We start from the raw sequence: 17,694 nt of genomic DNA, 5'->3' as shown, positions 1-17,694 counted from the left end.
ACACTGCGCGCATTGGCTAATGTGGGGAAAATATGAGTTACCTTAACCGGGATGAACGCCGCGAAGTGATCCTGCAAGCGGCGATGCGCGTGGCGCTGGCAGAGGGGTTTACCGCCATGACGGTGCGACGAATCGCATCAGAAGCCGATGTCGCCGCCGGCCAGGTGCATCACCACTTCAGCTCGGCGGGCGAGCTCAAAGCGCTGGCCTTTGTCCATTTGATCCGCACCCTGCTTGATGCCGGGCAAGTTCCGCCGCCCGCCACCTGGCGTGCACGGCTTCACGCTATGTTGGGTAGCGAAGACGGCGGCTTTGAGCCTTACATAAAATTGTGGCGAGAGGCGCAAATTCTGGCCGACCGGGATCCGCACATCAGAGATGCTTATCTCCTTACGATGCAGATGTGGCATGAGGAAACGGTCACAATTATTGAGCAGGGCAAACAGGCAGGAGAATTTACGTTTACTGCTAACGCCACGGATATCGCCTGGCGGCTTATCGCACTGGTGTGCGGGCTGGACGGTATGTATGTGCTGGGTATTCCGGAAATGGCCGATCCCGCGTTTAAATACCATCTGGATCGGATGATTACGCTTGAACTCTTTGCGTAAAGTTAAAAATAATTTAATAAAAATCACTTTTAGTTTACAAATAGTAACAATTAAGAAACATCATATCTCCTCTTCGCGCCGCGCTGGCCTGGTTTTTTATCTATTCTTTCACTCAATATTCTAAAAAAACTTCAATAAGTTCTCAAAAGAGCGCGTGACGCTCTGTCTCTTTTTTGTGTTTTTTTCAAATGATATGCGCATGTGAGGGGTAAAATGACACGACAAAACGAGAATTATAACCGTTATCTCTTGAGTGACTGGCGGCCCGAAAATCCAGCCTTCTGGGAAAATAAAGGGAAAGGCATCGCCAGAAGAAACTTATGGATTTCAGTAAGTTGTTTGCTCCTGGCATTTTGCGTCTGGATGTTGTTTAGCGCTGTTGCCGTCAACCTCAATAAAATTGGATTTAATTTTACCACCGACCAACTCTTTTTATTAACCGCATTACCTTCTCTTTCCGGCGCAATATTACGCGTTCCCTACTCCTTTATGGTGCCACTGTTTGGTGGTCGTAAATGGACCGTATTAAGCACCGTAATATTGATTATTCCCTGCGCCTGGCTGGGATTCGCCGTGCAAAATCCCGCCACCCCTTTCGGGGTATTTATGCTCATCGCTCTGTTGTGCGGTTTTGCGGGGGCAAACTTCGCGTCCAGTATGGGCAACATCAGTTTTTTCTTTCCAAAAGCCAGACAAGGTAGCGCGTTGGGTATTAACGGCGGCTTGGGAAATCTTGGCGTCAGTGTGATGCAGTTGATTGCGCCGCTGGTTATTTTTCTGCCGATATTTACTTTTTTAGGCGTCCGGGGCGTGCCGCAACCTGATGGCTCCCTGCTCGCCCTCACTAACGCCGCCTGGATCTGGGTGCCGTTACTGGCTGTCGCGACACTTGCCGCCTGGTTTGGTATGAACGATATCGGCAGTTCAAAAGCGTCTGTCGCCTCGCAATTGCCGGTGCTAAAACGCCTGCACCTGTGGCTGCTTAGCCTGCTGTACCTGGCGACATTCGGGTCATTCATCGGCTTTTCCGCAGGTTTCGCCATGCTCGCCAAAACGCAATTTCCCGACGTAAACATTCTGCAACTGGCGTTCTTTGGCCCCTTTATCGGCGCGCTGGCGCGATCGGCAGGCGGCGTGATCTCCGATAAATTCGGCGGCGTTCGCGTAACGCTCATTAATTTTATCTTTATGGCGCTGTTTACCGCCCTGCTATTCCTCACGCTGCCAGGATCCGGCGCAGGCAGCTTTAGCGCGTTCTATCTTGTTTTTATGGGCCTGTTTTTGACAGCGGGTCTCGGCAGCGGTTCTACCTTCCAGATGATTGCGGTGATCTTTCGTCAGATCACGCTCTACAACGTCAAACTGCGCGGCGGGAGCGATGAGCAGGCGCAGCGCGAAGCGGTGACGGATACCGCCGCCGCGCTCGGGTTTATCTCCGCTATTGGCGCTGTGGGCGGCTTCTTTATTCCAAAAGCGTTTGGCACCTCTTTGGCATTGACCGGCTCGCCGGTGGGCGCCATGAAAATCTTTTTGCTGTTTTACATCGCTTGCGTCCTGCTGACCTGGCTGGTCTACGGGCGTCGTAAGCCTAAACAGCAATAACAACATACATACCTGTAGGACGGCCATCCGGCAATGGTTTAACGCCAAATCGACAGGATGGCGGAAAATTTATCGAAGCAGGAGAAATGTCATGAGTAAACTGTTGGATCGCTTTCGTTACTTTAAACAAAAAGGCGATACCTTTGCCGACGGCCATGGTCAGGTGATGTATACCAACCGCGACTGGGAAGACAGTTATCGCCAGCGCTGGCAGTTTGATAAGATCGTGCGCTCAACCCACGGCGTCAACTGCACGGGCTCCTGTAGCTGGAAAATTTATGTCAAAAACGGTCTGGTGACGTGGGAAACCCAGCAAACCGACTACCCGCGCACGCGTCCCGATTTACCGAACCATGAACCGCGCGGCTGCCCGCGCGGCGCCAGCTACTCCTGGTATCTCTATAGCGCCAATCGTCTGAAATACCCTCTGGTGCGTAAGCGGCTGATAGAACTGTGGCGCGAGGCTCTTTCCCGGCACAGCGATCCGGTGCTGGCATGGGAATCTATAATGAACGACCCGCAAAAATGCCAAAGTTACAAACAGGCGCGCGGACATGGCGGCTTTATTCGTTCGAACTGGAAAGAGCTGAATCAGCTCATTGCCGCCGCTAACGTCTGGACAATCAAAACCTATGGCCCGGATCGTGTGGCGGGGTTTTCACCTATTCCGGCAATGTCGATGGTTTCTTACGCCGCCGGAACACGTTATCTGTCATTGCTTGGCGGTACTTGTCTGAGCTTCTATGACTGGTATTGCGATCTTCCACCCGCGTCGCCAATGACCTGGGGCGAGCAGACTGACGTGCCGGAGTCCGCCGACTGGTATAACTCAGCCTACATTATTGCCTGGGGCTCTAACGTGCCGCAGACGCGTACCCCGGACGCCCACTTCTTTACCGAAGTGCGCTACAAAGGCACCAAGACGATCGCCATCACCCCGGACTATTCCGAAGTCGCTAAACTGTGCGATCAGTGGCTGGCGCCAAAGCAAGGTACCGACAGCGCGCTGGCGATGGCCATGGGTCACGTTATTTTAAAAGAGTTTCATCTCGATAATCCCAGCGACTATTTTCTTAACTATTGCCGCCGTTATACCGATATGCCAATGCTGGTCCTGTTGGATGAGCGCGCAGACGGCAGTTATGTACCGGGGCGTATGATGCGCGCGTCGGATCTGGTGGATGGACTGGGAGAAGCCAATAATCCGGAATGGAAAACCGTCGCGCTCAACAGTACGGGCGAACTGGTCGCGCCCAATGGTTCTATCGGTTTTCGCTGGGGCGAAAAGGGAAAATGGAACCTGGAACCGGTGGCGGCGGGCGTCGAAACTGAACTGTCGCTCTCTTTACTCGGTCAGCATGATGACGTGGCGGGTGTCGCTTTCCCCTATTTTGGCGGCAACGAAAACCCACATTTTCGCAGCGTGCGGCAGGAACCGGTGCTGGTACGTCAGTTACCGGTGAAACGCCTGGCTCTGGCGGACGGTAGCGAGCGGATGGTCGTCAGCGTTTACGATCTGGTGCTGGCTAATTATGGGCTGGATCGTGGTCTGGATGACTGCCATAGCGCCAATAATTATAACGACGTAAAAGCCTACACGCCGGCCTGGGGCGAACAGATTACCGGTGTGCCGCGTCGACATATCGAAACTATTGCGCGTGAATTTGCCGAGACCGCCCATAAAACTCATGGTCGTTCGATGATCATCCTCGGCGCGGGAGTGAATCACTGGTATCACATGGATATGAATTACCGTGGGATGATTAACATGCTGGTGTTCTGCGGCTGTGTTGGACAAACTGGCGGCGGCTGGGCGCACTATGTCGGCCAGGAGAAGCTGCGGCCGCAAACCGGCTGGCTGCCGCTGGCCTTCGCGCTGGACTGGAATCGCCCGCCGCGTCAGATGAACAGTACCTCGTTTTTCTACAACCATGCCAGCCAGTGGCGCTATGAAAAACTGACTGCGCAAGAGTTGCTGTCGCCGTTGGCCGATCCGGCTAAATTTTCCGGACACCTGATCGATTTCAACGTGCGCGCGGAACGTATGGGCTGGCTACCCTCGGCGCCGCAGCTTAATCTTAACCCGCTCAGCGTGAAAGCGAGCGCCGATAAAGCCGGGCTGTCTGCGGCGGATTATACCGTGCAAGCGTTGAAATCAGGCGCTATCCGTTTTGCCTGCGAACAGCCTGACAGTGGTCATAATCACCCGCGAAATTTATTTGTCTGGCGCTCTAACCTGCTCGGCTCCTCCGGGAAAGGTCATGAGTACATGCTCAAATATCTGCTGGGCACAGACAGCGGTATCCAGGGCGAAGCGCTGGGTTCCAGCGAAGGAATTAAGCCTGAAGAGGTGGAATGGCAGTCCGCCGCGATTGAGGGCAAGCTCGATCTGTTGGTCACGCTTGATTTCCGTATGTCCAGTACCTGTCTGTTTTCCGATATCGTCCTGCCAACCGCCACCTGGTATGAAAAAGACGATATGAATACCTCGGATATGCATCCGTTTATCCACCCCCTTTCCGCCGCGGTCGATCCTGCCTGGGAATCCAAAAGCGACTGGGAAATCTACAAAGGTATCGCCAGCGTCTTTTCTGAGGTGTGTGTCGGACACCTCGGACAGGAAATCGATGTGGTGTTACACCCGCTCCAGCATGATTCCCCGGCGGAACTGGCGCAGCCATTTGATATTCTCGACTGGCGTAAAGGCGAGTGCGAACTTATTCCGGGCAAAACGGCCCCCAATATCGTCGTGGTTGAACGCGATTATCCGGCCACCTATGAACGTTTTACCTCGCTGGGTCCCCTGCTGGATAAATTAGGCAACGGCGGTAAGGGGATTGCCTGGAATACGCAAGATGAAGTCGATTTCCTCGGTAAGCTCAATTACACCAAACACGATGGCCCGGCGAAAGGACGTCCGCGCATCGACACCGCGCTGGATGCCTCGGAAGTGATTCTTGCCTTAGCGCCGGAAACCAACGGCCAGGTGGCGGTGAAAGCCTGGCAGGCGTTGGGCGAGATGACCGGGCGCGAGCACACCCATCTGGCCATCAATAAAGAAGATGAGAAAATTCGCTTTCGTGATATCCAGGCGCAACCGCGCAAAATTATCTCCAGCCCGACCTGGTCAGGACTGGAAAGCGAACATGTCTCTTATAACGCCGGGTATACCAACGTACATGAACTGATCCCGTGGCGTACGTTGTCGGGGCGGCAACAACTCTATCAGGATCATGCGTGGATGCGCGCTTTTGGCGAAAGCCTGGTGGCATATCGTCCGCCGATTGATACCCGCAGCGTCAGCGAAATGCGAGAAATTCCGCCCAACGGTTTCCCGGAAAAAGCGCTTAACTTCCTGACGCCGCACCAGAAATGGGGAATTCACTCCACCTACAGCGAAAACCTGCTGATGCTGACCTTGTCGCGCGGCGGGCCGATTGTCTGGATCAGCGAAGCCGATGCCCGTGAATTGGGTATTGAAGATAACGACTGGATTGAAGCCTTCAACGCTAATGGCGCCCTTACCGCTCGTGCGGTGGTCAGCCAGCGCGTTCCGCCGGGTATGACCATGATGTACCACGCCCAGGAGCGAATTATGAATATTCCGGGCTCGGAAGTGACCGGGATGCGCGGCGGGATCCATAACTCCGTGACCCGGGTCTGTCCAAAACCGACGCATATGATCGGCGGCTATGCGCAACTGGCTTACGGCTTCAACTATTACGGAACCGTGGGTTCGAATCGCGATGAATTCATCATGATCAGGAAAATGAAAAACATTAACTGGCTGGATGATGAGGGCCGGGATCAGGTACAGGAGGCGAAAAAATGAAAATACGCTCACAGGTTGGGATGGTACTGAATCTCGATAAATGTATTGGCTGTCACACCTGCTCCGTCACCTGTAAAAACGTCTGGACCGGACGTGAAGGGATGGAATACGCATGGTTCAATAACGTCGAAACTAAACCGGGTATCGGCTATCCCAAAAACTGGGAAGACCAGCAGGAGTGGCAAGGCGGTTGGGTTCGTGATGTTAATGGCAAGATAAGGCCCCGTCTGGGCGGCAAAATGGGGGTAATTAGCAAAATTTTCGCCAACCCGGTGATTCCGCAAATCGATGATTACTATGAACCCTTTACCTTCGATTATCAGCATTTACATCATGCGCCGGAGAGTAAGCATCAGCCCACTGCCCGTCCTCGTTCACTGATTGACGGAAAACGGATGGACAAGGTGATCTGGGGGCCAAACTGGGAAGAGCTGCTCGGCGGCGAATTTGAAAAACGCGCCCGCGACCGTAACTTCGACAACATACAAAAGGAGATGTACGGTCAGTTCGAAAACACCTTCATGATGTACCTGCCGCGCCTGTGCGAACACTGCCTGAACCCCAGTTGTGTCGCCACCTGCCCAAGTGGCGCTATTTATAAGCGTGAAGAAGACGGCATCGTGCTAATCGACCAGGATAAATGCCGGGGCTGGCGTTTGTGTATCAGCGGCTGCCCATACAAAAAAATCTACTTTAACTGGAAGAGCGGCAAGTCTGAGAAGTGCATATTTTGCTATCCGCGTATTGAATCCGGTCAGCCGACCGTTTGCTCGGAAACCTGCGTCGGGCGCATCCGTTATCTTGGCGTTCTGCTCTACGACGCCGACAGGATTGAAGAAGCGGCCAGTACCGAACACGAGACAGATTTGTATGAACGTCAGTGCGATGTGTTTCTCAATCCGCACGATCCGGCGGTCATCGAAGAGGCGCTTAAACAGGGCATCCCGCAAAACGTCATCGACGCCGCCCAACGGTCGCCGGTGTACAAAATGGCGATGGACTGGAAGCTGGCGCTTCCGCTGCACCCGGAATACCGTACCCTGCCGATGGTCTGGTACGTACCGCCGCTGTCGCCCATACAGTCATACGCTGACGCGGGCGGGTTGCCGCACAATGGCAATATTCTGCCGGCGGTGGAAACGCTGCGTATTCCGGTCCAGTACCTGGCCAATATGCTCAGCGCGGGCGATACCGGCCCGGTCATTCGGGCGCTAAAGCGGATGATGGCGATGCGCCACTACATGCGCTCGCAGACGGTTGAAGGCGTGACGGATACCCGCGCGATTGACGAAGTGGGTCTGAGCGTACAACAGGTTGAAGAGATGTATCGCTACCTGGCGATTGCCAATTATGAAGATCGTTTTGTCATTCCCACCAGCCACCGGGAAATGGCGCGCGACGCCTTTCCGGAGCGCAACGGCTGCGGCTTTACTTTTGGCGACGGTTGTCACGGCTCGGATACTAAATTCAACCTGTTCAACAGTAGCCGTATTGATGCCATCAATATCACCGAAGTGCGTGATAAAGCGGAGGGGGAATAATGCAAATCCTCAAAGCGATTGGCCTGTTGATGGAATATCCGGACGACGAGTTGTGGGAATGTCGGGATGAAGCGCTTGCCCTTATCCAACACGATGCGCCAATGCTGACCGACTTCACTCGCGAGCTGCTTTATGCGCCGTTACTGGATAAACAAGCAGAATGGTGCGAAGTGTTTGACCGCGGGCGCGCCACTTCATTGCTGTTATTCGAGCATGTTCATGCGGAGTCCCGCGATCGCGGCCAGGCGATGGTCGATTTGTTAAGCCAGTATGAAACCGTGGGCCTGCAGCTCAACTGCCGCGAACTACCGGATCACCTGCCGCTCTATCTGGAGTACTTAAGCGTGTTGCCGGAAGCGGAAGCGCGCGAGGGATTACAGAATATTGCCCCTATTCTGGCGCTGCTGGGCGGTCGTCTGAAACAGCGAGGAGCGCCGTGGTATCAACTGTTTGACGCCTTGCTGACGCTGGCGGGCAGTACGCTTACAAGTGACAGTGTCACCAAGCAAATTGTTCAGGAATCGCGGGATGATACCCGTCAGGCACTGGATGCCGTCTGGGAAGAAGAGCAGGTGAAGTTTATCGAAGATAACGCCACGACCTGTGACAGTTCACCGTTACACCATTATCAACGACGCTTTAGCCAGGACGCGGCGCCGCAGTACGTCGACGTCAGCGCGGGAGGCCCGAAATGATACAGTACCTGAACGTCTTTTTTTACGACATCTACCCCTATATTTGCGCCACGGTATTCTTCCTCGGCAGTTGGCTGCGCTATGACTACGGACAATATACCTGGCGCGCGTCGTCCAGCCAGATGCTGGATAAGCGCGGGATGGTGATATGGTCGAATTTGTTCCATATTGGCATTCTGGGGATCTTTTTTGGCCATCTGTTCGGGATGCTGACGCCACACTGGATGTATGCCTGGTTCCTGCCGATTGCGGTAAAACAGCAGATGGCGATGATCCTCGGCGGCGTGTGCGGCGTATTAACGTTGATCGGCGGCGCGGGATTACTGTGGCGTCGTCTGACCAATCAGCGTGTTCGGGCGACATCCACTACACCTGATATTATCATCATGAGCATTTTGCTGATTCAGTGCCTGCTTGGCCTGAGCACCATTCCGTTTTCGGCGCAATATCCGGATGGCAGCGAAATGATGAAGTTGGTGGGCTGGGCGCAAAGTATTGTCACCTTCCGCGGCGGGTCTTCGGAAATGCTGAGCGGTGTGGCGTTTGTTTTCCGCGTTCATCTGGTGCTGGGAATGACTATTTTCCTGCTCTTCCCGTTTACCCGCCTGGTTCATGTCTGGAGCGCGCCGTTTGAGTATTTCACCCGTCGCTACCAGATTGTTCGTACCCGCCGCTAATTCTCTTTGCCCGGGGGTACGCTTACCGGGCAAAGAAAAACACATGGGCGTCGTCATTCGGCAACGCACAGGCTATGATGATTCTTCAGTCAAAGGAGAACATCAATGAAACCGCAGATTTACCATGTTGACGCCTTCACCAGCGAACCCTTTCGCGGCAACTCTGCTGGCGTTGTCTTACATGCGGATACGCTAAGCGACGCGCAGATGCAGCTGATTGCCCGTGAACTTCGTCACTCGGAAACCGCCTTTTTGCTAAAAAGCGAAGAGAGTGATGTGCGCATACGCTATTTTACACCGACAGTAGAAGTCCCCATCTGTGGTCATGCCACCGTGGCCGCGCATTATGTTCGGGCAACGGTACTGGGATTGGGAAACACCACCGTCTGGCAAACCTCGTTAGCGGGCCGTCATCGCGTTGAAATTCATGCCGAACACAATGACTATCGCATCACGCTGGAACAAGGTCAGCCCTCTTTTGAACCACCGCTAGTCGGAGAGATTCGGGCTGCCATCATCACCGCGTTGAACCTGACTGAAGATGATATCGTGCCGGGAGCGCCAATTCAGGTGGCTTCAACAGGACATGCAAAAGTGATGATCCTGCTCAAACCAGACGTTGATATTGATGCCCTTTCTCCGAATCTGGAAGCCCTGACGGCAATCAGCCAGCAAATTGGCTGTAACGGCTTTTTTCCTTTCCAGATTCGTCCGGGAAAAAACGAAACCGATGGGCGAATGTTTTCCCCGGCGATAGGGATTGTGGAAGATCCGGTAACGGGAAACGCCAATGGCCCGATGGGAGCATGGCTCGTCCATCATGGCCTGATGGCGCATGACGGTAAAACGCTGCAGATTCAAGGCCATCAGGGGCGCGCTTTAGGCAAAGAGGGTACTGTTGATGTTACCGTCACCATTCGCGATGACCAGCCGGACAACGTCACCATCTCCGGCCAGGCGGTCATTCTGTTTCATGCCGAATGGGCCATTACTTTTTAATCTTTGTCAGGCCCGCAAATCCTCGCGGCAAAAAACTATTTTCCCGCCTCCGGATGGGTATCAAATGCAGCCATTACCGCGGCCAGCTCCGCCTCGGTAAAACCGTGCTTTACATCATTTACGCCGAGACCAAACTGCTGCTGAAGTAACTGATACAACGACGGTACATCCGGTATATTGACCTGTTCAACGGCATGTCCCTGGTGGTAACGCGTGAAGTGGAAATTCGTTAATGTCAGCTTGCCGCCATCAGGCAAATGGCGGCACATCAACAAATGATGACGAAAATGGGATTGCGGCCAGTGAGCCGACCAGAAATTGCCCATCACATGATCGCTCTGCTGCTGCACCCCCAGATCAAAACAGTACATCGACTGCCAGTGCTCATGGTGGCGGAATTGTAAAATCCATGTGCTCCCCTCCCGCATCAGGCGGTATTCGCCATGCGGCGTTTGCTGAGCAATTTCAGCCTGCAGACGAAGCGGCGCGGTTAGCGTTTGGCCGCCAAACCCCACGTCCGCGATCCACTGCTCGTCCTCAACATCAACCAGCAGCAAACGGTGCGTGCGCGGCGGTAAACTGGCGGGATGAGACAGAATGACCCGCCCCAATAAGCTTCGGACGTTAAAACCGATGTCGCGTAACGCACGTTCAAACAGGCCATTCAGTTCAAAACAGTATCCACCGCGTCGGGCATAAAGCAGTTTCTCCTCTAATGCCGTCTCATCGAGCTGTATTTCACGAGGCAGTAGCACATCCAGATTTTCAAAAGGAATCGCGCAGTTGTGCGCTAAGTGAAGCGTTCTGAGCGCTTCAACCGTAGGAACCCCCAACGGCTGACAATGTAATCGCGTAAAATAAGCATGTAAAAAAGAGGTCATCTGAGGCTTCCATTAATATTAATGCTTGCGTTCGGCACACAGGCTGAGGCGGATATCGCTGCGCAACAGGATACCCTATCCGTGGAATAGCGTTGGATACTTTTGAAAAAATAAGACAGGCCGGCTACAGCCGCCGGAGGTACGTGGAATTTTGGCGTACAAACGGAAATCGGGTTCTGAGAATCTCTTTGCGACACGCCGCCAAAATAGCGGCGTGTTAAAATTTTTAACGCCAGCTCAGCGAGTCTGATTTCTAACAAAACTGGCTAAACATAAACGCTTTTTAATACTTGTCCAAATAGTTATGGTAACGATCTTTTATGTCGGCCGCCCATTGCACTTTCGCCTCCTGCATGTCGCTGGCCCGAGCGATATAATGTTCTAAACTCGGAATAGCGCCTAATGCCTGAGGTAAGGCATTATATTCTGCTATTCGCTCTCTGACGGTTTTATATTTTTCATCAATATCATAATGATAGTACGCTGGCGCTTCAAAAAAGCCCTCTTCCAGTCTCATACAAATATCTTCAAAGGACCCCTTAACCTCTACGGTATGTTCGCCATCCGATATCCTGACGATTGGCTCACGTCCAGCCATCAGCGAGAGTTGTTCGAATGTTAACATCCGACCATCAGAAAGCTCGACATCTATAATAAATTGTTCATCACGTACAGCATCTGCAAGGTGATTATGGATATTCCCTGCATTGGCACAGAACTCCTCAACTTTAGGCGTAACATTGCAATAATGTTCAATTACTCTTGTAAATCCGTAGGCTAATCCTGCTGTAAGCACATACAAGATGCCTTTCATGATTTTTGTTGATAATTTATTTTCGTAATCTCCTGCAGCAACATGAGGTAGCTTATTTCCTGATAAAGCTCTGGCATAGGTAGAAACTGATGTATGTGGCATATCCTGCTCCTTCAAATTTTGCTCAATAGCTTTATATGTCCTACTCCTCTCTCATTATGACGATATGTCAATCAACAAAATTGCTCAAAGGCATATATTTTCAGGAGAAAATGAGAATAACAGGCGCAACGGCCTTATCTTATGCTGCTGCAATATCGTCAGGTAGTTTACCGTTCGAGGTTATATCTATGACCATAAATCCCACAAGTGATTAGCGCTGGTTAATTATTGCGCAACGCAAGCACTGCGGATTTGTGCTGGCGTCTTATCTGGCTGAATCGTGACCACACCACACCACATCTGACCACACAAATAAACTCGACATTCTCATTTTGTCCTTTCCGTATGTTTTGCGTCATTTAACAATTGCAGGTAGGATGCTCCGCCGGCGGTTTTATCCCTGTCACAGAATCAGGGAAAAGCGGCATTCGCCATTGCAGGCAATCGATTGGTGAGCGCCCGTCGCGGCATAAGGAATTTTTCTGTCAGGACAGGCTATAACAGGTAACGTAATGAAAACACAGACTACGCACGCCGCAGAACAACATGCGGCGAAACGACGCTGGCTGAACGCCCATGAAGAGGGGTATCACAAAGCGATGGGGAATCGTCAGGTTCAGATGATTGCTATCGGCGGCGCGATTGGCACCGGTTTATTTTTAGGTGCAGGCGCCCGATTGCAAATGGCCGGACCGGCACTGGCGCTGGTCTATCTGATATGTGGCATTTTTTCTTTTTTCATTTTACGCGCGCTGGGCGAACTGGTATTGCATCGCCCTTCCAGCGGGAGTTTCGTCTCCTACGCCCGTGAATTTTTGGGTGAAAAAGCGGCCTACGTCGCAGGCTGGATGTACTTTATTAACTGGGCGATGACCGGGATCGTCGATATCACCGCAGTGGCGTTATACATGCACTACTGGGGCGCATTTGGCGACGTTCCGCAATGGGTGTTCGCGCTCGGCGCGTTAACCATTGTCGGTACCATGAACATGATCGGCGTAAAATGGTTTGCCGAAATGGAGTTCTGGTTCGCGCTGATAAAAGTACTCGCCATTGTTATCTTCCTGGTGGTAGGCACGATTTTTCTCGGTACCGGTCAACCGCTTGAGGGTAATGCCACCGGTTTTCACCTGATTACAGATAATGGCGGCTTTTTCCCGCACGGCCTGTTGCCCGCGCTGGTACTGATTCAGGGCGTGGTGTTCGCTTTTGCTTCGATTGAACTGGTCGGTACCGCCGCTGGGGAGTGCAAAGATCCACAGACGATGGTGCCAAAAGCCATCAATAGCGTGATCTGGCGTATTGGTCTTTTCTATGTAGGATCGGTCGTATTGCTGGTTTTGCTGCTGCCGTGGAACGCCTACCAGGCGGGGCAAAGTCCGTTTGTCACCTTCTTTTCTAAACTTGGCGTGCCTTATATCGGCAGTATTATGAATATCGTGGTGTTAACCGCCGCGCTTTCCAGCCTGAACTCCGGGCTTTACTGTACGGGGAGAATTTTACGTTCAATGTCGATGGGGGGTTCCGCGCCGAAATTCATGGCGAAAATGAGCCGTCAGCATGTGCCCTATGCGGGTATTCTGGCGACTCTGGTGGTTTACGTGGTCGGCGTGTTCCTGAATTACCTGGTCCCCTCCCGCGTGTTTGAGATCGTTCTTAATTTTGCCTCGCTCGGCATTATCGCATCGTGGGCGTTTATCATGGTGTGCCAGATGCGTTTACGCCAGGCGATAAAAGAAGGCAAAGCCGCAGACGTCAGTTTTAAACTGCCCGGCGCGCCTTTTACCTCCTGGCTAACGCTGTTGTTTTTATTGAGCGTGCTGGTACTCATGGCGTTTGACTACCCGAATGGAACTTACACTATCGCCTCGTTGCCGCTGATCGCTATTCTGCTGGTCGCCGGCTGGTTTGGCGTGCGACGTCGCGTGGCGGAGATTCATCGCACTGCGCCAGTGACGGCGGATTCGACAGAGAGTGTCGTATTGAAAGAAGAAGCAGCGACATAACATTACCCTTCCCCGGCAGCCCCAGGCCTGCCGGGTTTAATGCGCGTTGCCGCCAACACCGCATCGCGCCCAATGCTTAGTCAGCCTTAATCAACTGCGCCACATCATTGCTGTTAATTTCCCGCTGGTTGCCTTCCTGATCGGTATAACTGGTCATTCCCGTCTCTTTATCTAACTGCGGCTTACCCTGAGTTACGATCGTTTGCCCATTCTTCGTCGTCATCACATAGTTGGTTGTGCAACCCGCAAGCATAAAAAACATCATGCCCAAACCAGAGCATATAAATAACCTTTTCATATTTTCCTCGTGAATATAATGAGTTAACTACAGCAAAAAGGCAGTGTAATTCTCACAGAATCATCAGGCTATCGGCGGGGTGTAACGAGGCGTATCGGTGCGTTTAAAGAGATGACTGGAGGGGTTTCCCCCTCCATACCCTATTTACAGAGCAATGCGAATAACATCATCCGGCTGCGTCGCTTCCTGTTCACGTGTCGATTTCTGCTTCACGCTGACGTAGAGCGTTTTACCGTCTGCCGATAGCGCCAGGCTATTCGGGTACGTCGGCGTATCGAACGTTTTAACAACGTTATAGGTCTTCGCATCGATCACGCTGACCTGCCCTGCCTGACGATGTGTCACATACGCCTCGTTACGTGTCGGGTTAAACAGGACGGCCAAAGAAGCAGGCGCCGCGATTTTGGCAAGAATATTGCCATTACGGGTATCGACAACCAGAACCTCAGTCGCCTTCGAGTCGGTGATAAACGCGCGATGACCTGCGGTATCGAGACTCAGGTTAATAAAGAAGTGTTCTTTACCGTCATCCAGCAACTTCTTACGACTGAGAATTTTATTGCTGGCGGTATCGATGGTGATAAATTCACCATCCGCATTGGTGGTGTACAGGCGTTGCGCTTTACTGTCGAGCGCCAGACCCGTACTCATTTTGCCGGTATTTTCGATCGTCGTTTTCAGTTTGATGGTTTCGCCATCCACTACCCAAATAGCACTCTCTTTACCAACACCGCTAATGTAGATCGTGTTGGTCGCCGCATCGGCAACCAGCTCACGGGGCTGTAACGGACGAACCTCTTCAGTACGTTTGCGCGCATCAAGTACCAGACGACCTTTTACATCACCCGTTTTGGCATCAATCGCGGTAACAGCGCTGTTAATGGTATTGCCAAACCACAGCGTTTGGGTCGCGGCATTGATGGTGGCGCCGAACGGCTTGAGATCGTTATGAATCGCTTGCGTGATTTCCAGCGTCACCGGGTCGAGACGATAAACTACGCCGCCTTTATCCAGTTTACGGCTTTGCGATGTAGCCAGCCAGAGCGCGTTTTCTTGCTGACTCCAGGCCATCTCATAAGCGCCTTTGCCTACCGCTTTACGCAGCATGTCTTCCGCCGCCAGCGTGCTAAATGAGGATGCGACGAGGAGCGAACCTAACAATAAAGAACCACGCAGGCGCGGCGAAAAAAGATGACGTAAGTGCATGACGACTCCCTTTGATAAAAACGTGTATAGCTGCTTCACACTACTTCGCTGCGCGGGATCTTCGTTCCGCACTTATTATAAGTTGAGAATAATAATCATTATTTATCAGAAAGTGGAGCTTTTCCTCGCCTGCGAATGTCATGGCTCTTAAATACCGCACATTTTCTTAACTTAATGTGCGATTAAAATTTCAAAACTTTACATATTGACTACCCTTAATGTCACGTTTTCCATTGATACGCTTACATTTATCCGGCATTTTCATGAAAATTATTTCCGTTAGACAGCGACTTTATCCCGCCCTCTTATTGCCTCTGACCTTCTCCCCGGTCCTTCAGGCCGCCAGCGCGCCCAATGAACAAACCATGATAGTCACCGCAACGCCGCAAACCGTATCCGAACTGGATACACCTGCCGCCGTTAGCGTCATTGAGGGAGAAGACATGCGTCTGGCGACGCCGCGCGTCAATTTATCTGAGTCTTTAACCAGCGTCCCGGGATTGCAGGTGCAAAACCGGCAGAACTACGCGCAGGATCTGCAAATCTCTATCCGCGGATTTGGCTCGCGTTCCGCCTTTGGCGTGCGCGGCATTCGTCTGTATGTTGATGGCATTCCCGCCACCATGCCGGATGGGCAAGGCCAGATTTCGAATATTGATATTAACAGCATACAAGACGTTGAAGTGTTACGCGGCCCTTTCTCAGCGCTATACGGCAATGCTTCCGGCGGCGTGATAAATGTCACCACCGAAACCGGCAAACAGCCGCCTACCCTTGAGGCCAGCAGCTACTACGGCAGTTATGGAAGCTGGCGCTATGGGCTAAAAGCCACGGGCGCGATGGGTGACGGCACACAGCCAGGCGACGTGGATTACACGGTATCGACTACCCGTTTCACCACCCACGGCTACCGCGATCACAGCGGTGCGCGAAAAAATCTGGCTAATGCCAAACTGGGCGTTCGCCTTGACGATGTCAGTAAACTCTCGCTGATTTTTAATAGTGTGGACATTAAGGCGGACGATCCCGGCGGACTTACCGAATCTGAATGGAAAGCCGATCCGCAACAGGCGCCGCGCGCTGAACAGTACAATACGCGTAAAACCATCAAACAAACTCAGGCAGGATTGCGTTATGAACGTCAGCTCAGCGCGCAGGATGATATCAGCGTGATGGCCTACGCCGGAGAGCGGGAAACCACGCAATACCAGTCTATTCCCCTGGTGGCACAGCTAAAACCAGCTCAGGCTGGCGGCGTAATTACACTGCAACGCCACTATCAGGGCATTGATTCCCGCTGGACTCACCGGGGAGAATTAGGTGTGCCGGTCACCTTCACTGGCGGAGTAAACTATGAAAACATGAGCGAAAACCGCAAGGGTTACAATAACTTCCGTCTCAACAACGGCACCCCTGAGTTTGGGCATAAAGGCGATTTACGCCGGGATGAGCGTAACCTGATGTGGAATGTCGATCCTTATCTGCAAACCCAGTGGCAGCTTACGCAAAAACTCTCGCTGGATGCTGGCGTGCGCTACAGTTCCGTGTGGTTCGATTCTAACGATCACTATATCGCGCCCGGCAATGGCGATGACAGCGGCGACGCCAGCTATCACCACTGGCTACCCGCCGGATCGCTAAAATATGCGTTAACTGACGCCTGGAATCTCTATCTTGCTGCCGGTCGCGGATTTGAAACTCCCACAATCAATGAGCTTTCTTATCGCGCTGACGGCCAAAGTGGGTTCAACTTTGACCTCAAACCGTCGACCAATGATACGGTGGAAGTCGGCAGTAAAACGCGGATTGGCAATGGCTTGTTGACCGCCGCGTTATTTCAAACCGATACCGATGATGAAATTGTTGTCGCCAGTAGTATGGGAGGACGCACTACCTACAAAAACGCGGGTAAAACACGCCGCCAGGGCGCAGAACTCTCGTTGGACCAGCGCTTCGCCGGCGACTGGCGGGTGAAAGCATCATGGACCTGGCTGGATGCGACCTATCGCAGTAACGTTTGTCAGGGGCAAAACTGTGATGGAAACCGGATGCCCGGCATCGCCCGTAATATGGGATTCGCCTCATTAGGTTTTATCCCGGATGAGGGGTGGTACGCCGGAACAGACGTTCGCTATATGGGCGATATCATGGCCAATGATGAAAATACCGCCAAAGCGCCTTCGTATACCGTTGTTGGACTAAATACAGGGTATAAATTTAATTACAGTCAGCTTACCGTCGATATTTTTGGGCGGGTAGATAATCTATTTGATAAAGAATATATCGGTTCAGTGATCGTTAATGAATCTAATGGCCGATATTATGAGCCAGCGCCAGGGCGTAACTATGGCGTGGGGATTAATCTGGCATGGCAATTTGAATAAATATCCGGCAAATATCCGGCAATAGCGGGGAATCCCCGCTATTGAT

At 52.3% G+C, this 17,694-nt stretch carries 13 protein-coding genes; 9 read left to right on the top strand and 4 right to left on the bottom strand.

From position 1 onward, the window contains the following. The first annotated feature begins 32 nt into the window (after positions 1-32). The 7 genes from LCS67_RS11360 (at position 33) to LCS67_RS11330 (ending at position 9,957) form a co-directional block, all read left to right on the top strand. Positions 33-611 (top strand): TetR family transcriptional regulator, encoded by a 579-nt coding sequence (locus LCS67_RS11360; RefSeq protein WP_000121049.1) that lies wholly within the window; start codon positions 33-35, stop codon positions 609-611. A 213-nt stretch (positions 612-824) separates the two neighbouring features. Continuing rightward, a complete protein-coding gene (locus LCS67_RS11355; RefSeq protein ID WP_000198255.1) occupies positions 825-2,213 on the top strand; it encodes a NarK family nitrate/nitrite MFS transporter in 1,389 nt (462 codons plus the stop codon). Positions 2,214-2,304: 91 nt separating this feature from the next. Beyond that, the gene (locus LCS67_RS11350; RefSeq protein ID WP_031569073.1) at positions 2,305-6,045 is read left to right on the top strand and encodes a nitrate reductase subunit alpha; all 3,741 of its coding nucleotides are present in this window, start codon (positions 2,305-2,307) and stop codon (positions 6,043-6,045) included. Continuing rightward, the gene (narH, locus tag LCS67_RS11345; protein ID WP_000702582.1) at positions 6,042-7,586 is read left to right on the top strand and encodes a nitrate reductase subunit beta; all 1,545 of its coding nucleotides are present in this window, start codon (positions 6,042-6,044) and stop codon (positions 7,584-7,586) included. Before LCS67_RS11350 ends, narH begins: the two co-directional genes overlap by 4 nt. Next, positions 7,586-8,281, top strand: a complete 696-nt coding sequence (gene narW, locus LCS67_RS11340; protein WP_001166293.1) for a nitrate reductase molybdenum cofactor assembly chaperone — start codon at positions 7,586-7,588, stop codon at positions 8,279-8,281. Before narH ends, narW begins: the two co-directional genes overlap by 1 nt. Then, complete coding sequence (narI, locus tag LCS67_RS11335) at positions 8,278-8,958, top strand: respiratory nitrate reductase subunit gamma (protein ID WP_000617106.1); 681 nt, start codon at positions 8,278-8,280, stop codon at positions 8,956-8,958. The genes narW and narI overlap by 4 nt, the downstream gene beginning before the upstream one ends. 105 nt (positions 8,959-9,063) lie before the next feature. After that, entirely contained in the window at positions 9,064-9,957 is an 894-nt protein-coding gene (locus LCS67_RS11330) for a PhzF family isomerase (RefSeq protein WP_000804301.1), read from the top strand. A gap of 35 nt (positions 9,958-9,992) precedes the next feature. Here the strand turns inward: LCS67_RS11330 and nhoA are convergent, their stop codons facing one another. Together nhoA and steA are read right to left on the bottom strand one after the other, a co-directional pair. Then, positions 9,993-10,838 carry an N-hydroxyarylamine O-acetyltransferase gene (gene nhoA / locus LCS67_RS11325; RefSeq protein ID WP_079900468.1) on the bottom strand — a complete coding sequence of 282 codons (846 nt, stop codon included), beginning with the start codon at positions 10,836-10,838 and terminating at the stop codon, positions 9,993-9,995. A 283-nt stretch (positions 10,839-11,121) separates the two neighbouring features. Further along, positions 11,122-11,754 carry a type III secretion system effector SteA gene (gene steA, locus LCS67_RS11320; protein ID WP_001120862.1) on the bottom strand — a complete coding sequence of 211 codons (633 nt, stop codon included), beginning with the start codon at positions 11,752-11,754 and terminating at the stop codon, positions 11,122-11,124. A 512-nt stretch (positions 11,755-12,266) separates the two neighbouring features. Here steA and ansP point away from each other — a divergent pair. Then, a complete protein-coding gene (gene ansP, locus LCS67_RS11315) occupies positions 12,267-13,760 on the top strand; it encodes an L-asparagine permease (RefSeq protein ID WP_000857112.1) in 1,494 nt (497 codons plus the stop codon). A gap of 76 nt (positions 13,761-13,836) precedes the next feature. Here the strand turns inward: ansP and LCS67_RS11310 are convergent, their stop codons facing one another. Then, entirely contained in the window at positions 13,837-14,058 is a 222-nt protein-coding gene (locus LCS67_RS11310; protein ID WP_000825228.1) for a YgdI/YgdR family lipoprotein, read from the bottom strand. Positions 14,059-14,202: 144 nt separating this feature from the next. Beyond that, positions 14,203-15,264: a YncE family protein gene (locus LCS67_RS11305; protein ID WP_000550636.1), complete on the bottom strand. Its 1,062-nt coding sequence runs from the start codon at positions 15,262-15,264 to the stop codon at positions 14,203-14,205. A 263-nt stretch (positions 15,265-15,527) separates the two neighbouring features. On the opposite strand from LCS67_RS11305, the gene pqqU reads away from it, so the two are divergent. Continuing rightward, positions 15,528-17,648: a TonB-dependent receptor PqqU gene (gene pqqU / locus LCS67_RS11300; protein WP_000692031.1), complete on the top strand. Its 2,121-nt coding sequence runs from the start codon at positions 15,528-15,530 to the stop codon at positions 17,646-17,648. The last annotated feature ends 46 nt before the right edge of the window (positions 17,649-17,694 follow it).

Origin of the sequence: Salmonella sp. A7 (genome assembly GCF_020181675.1) — a bacterium.
Taxonomy (GTDB): Bacteria; Pseudomonadota; Gammaproteobacteria; order Enterobacterales; family Enterobacteriaceae; genus Salmonella; species Salmonella enterica.
The sequence above is the reverse complement of the archived record's forward strand: the minus strand, read 5'-3'. Positions and strand labels throughout refer to the sequence as shown.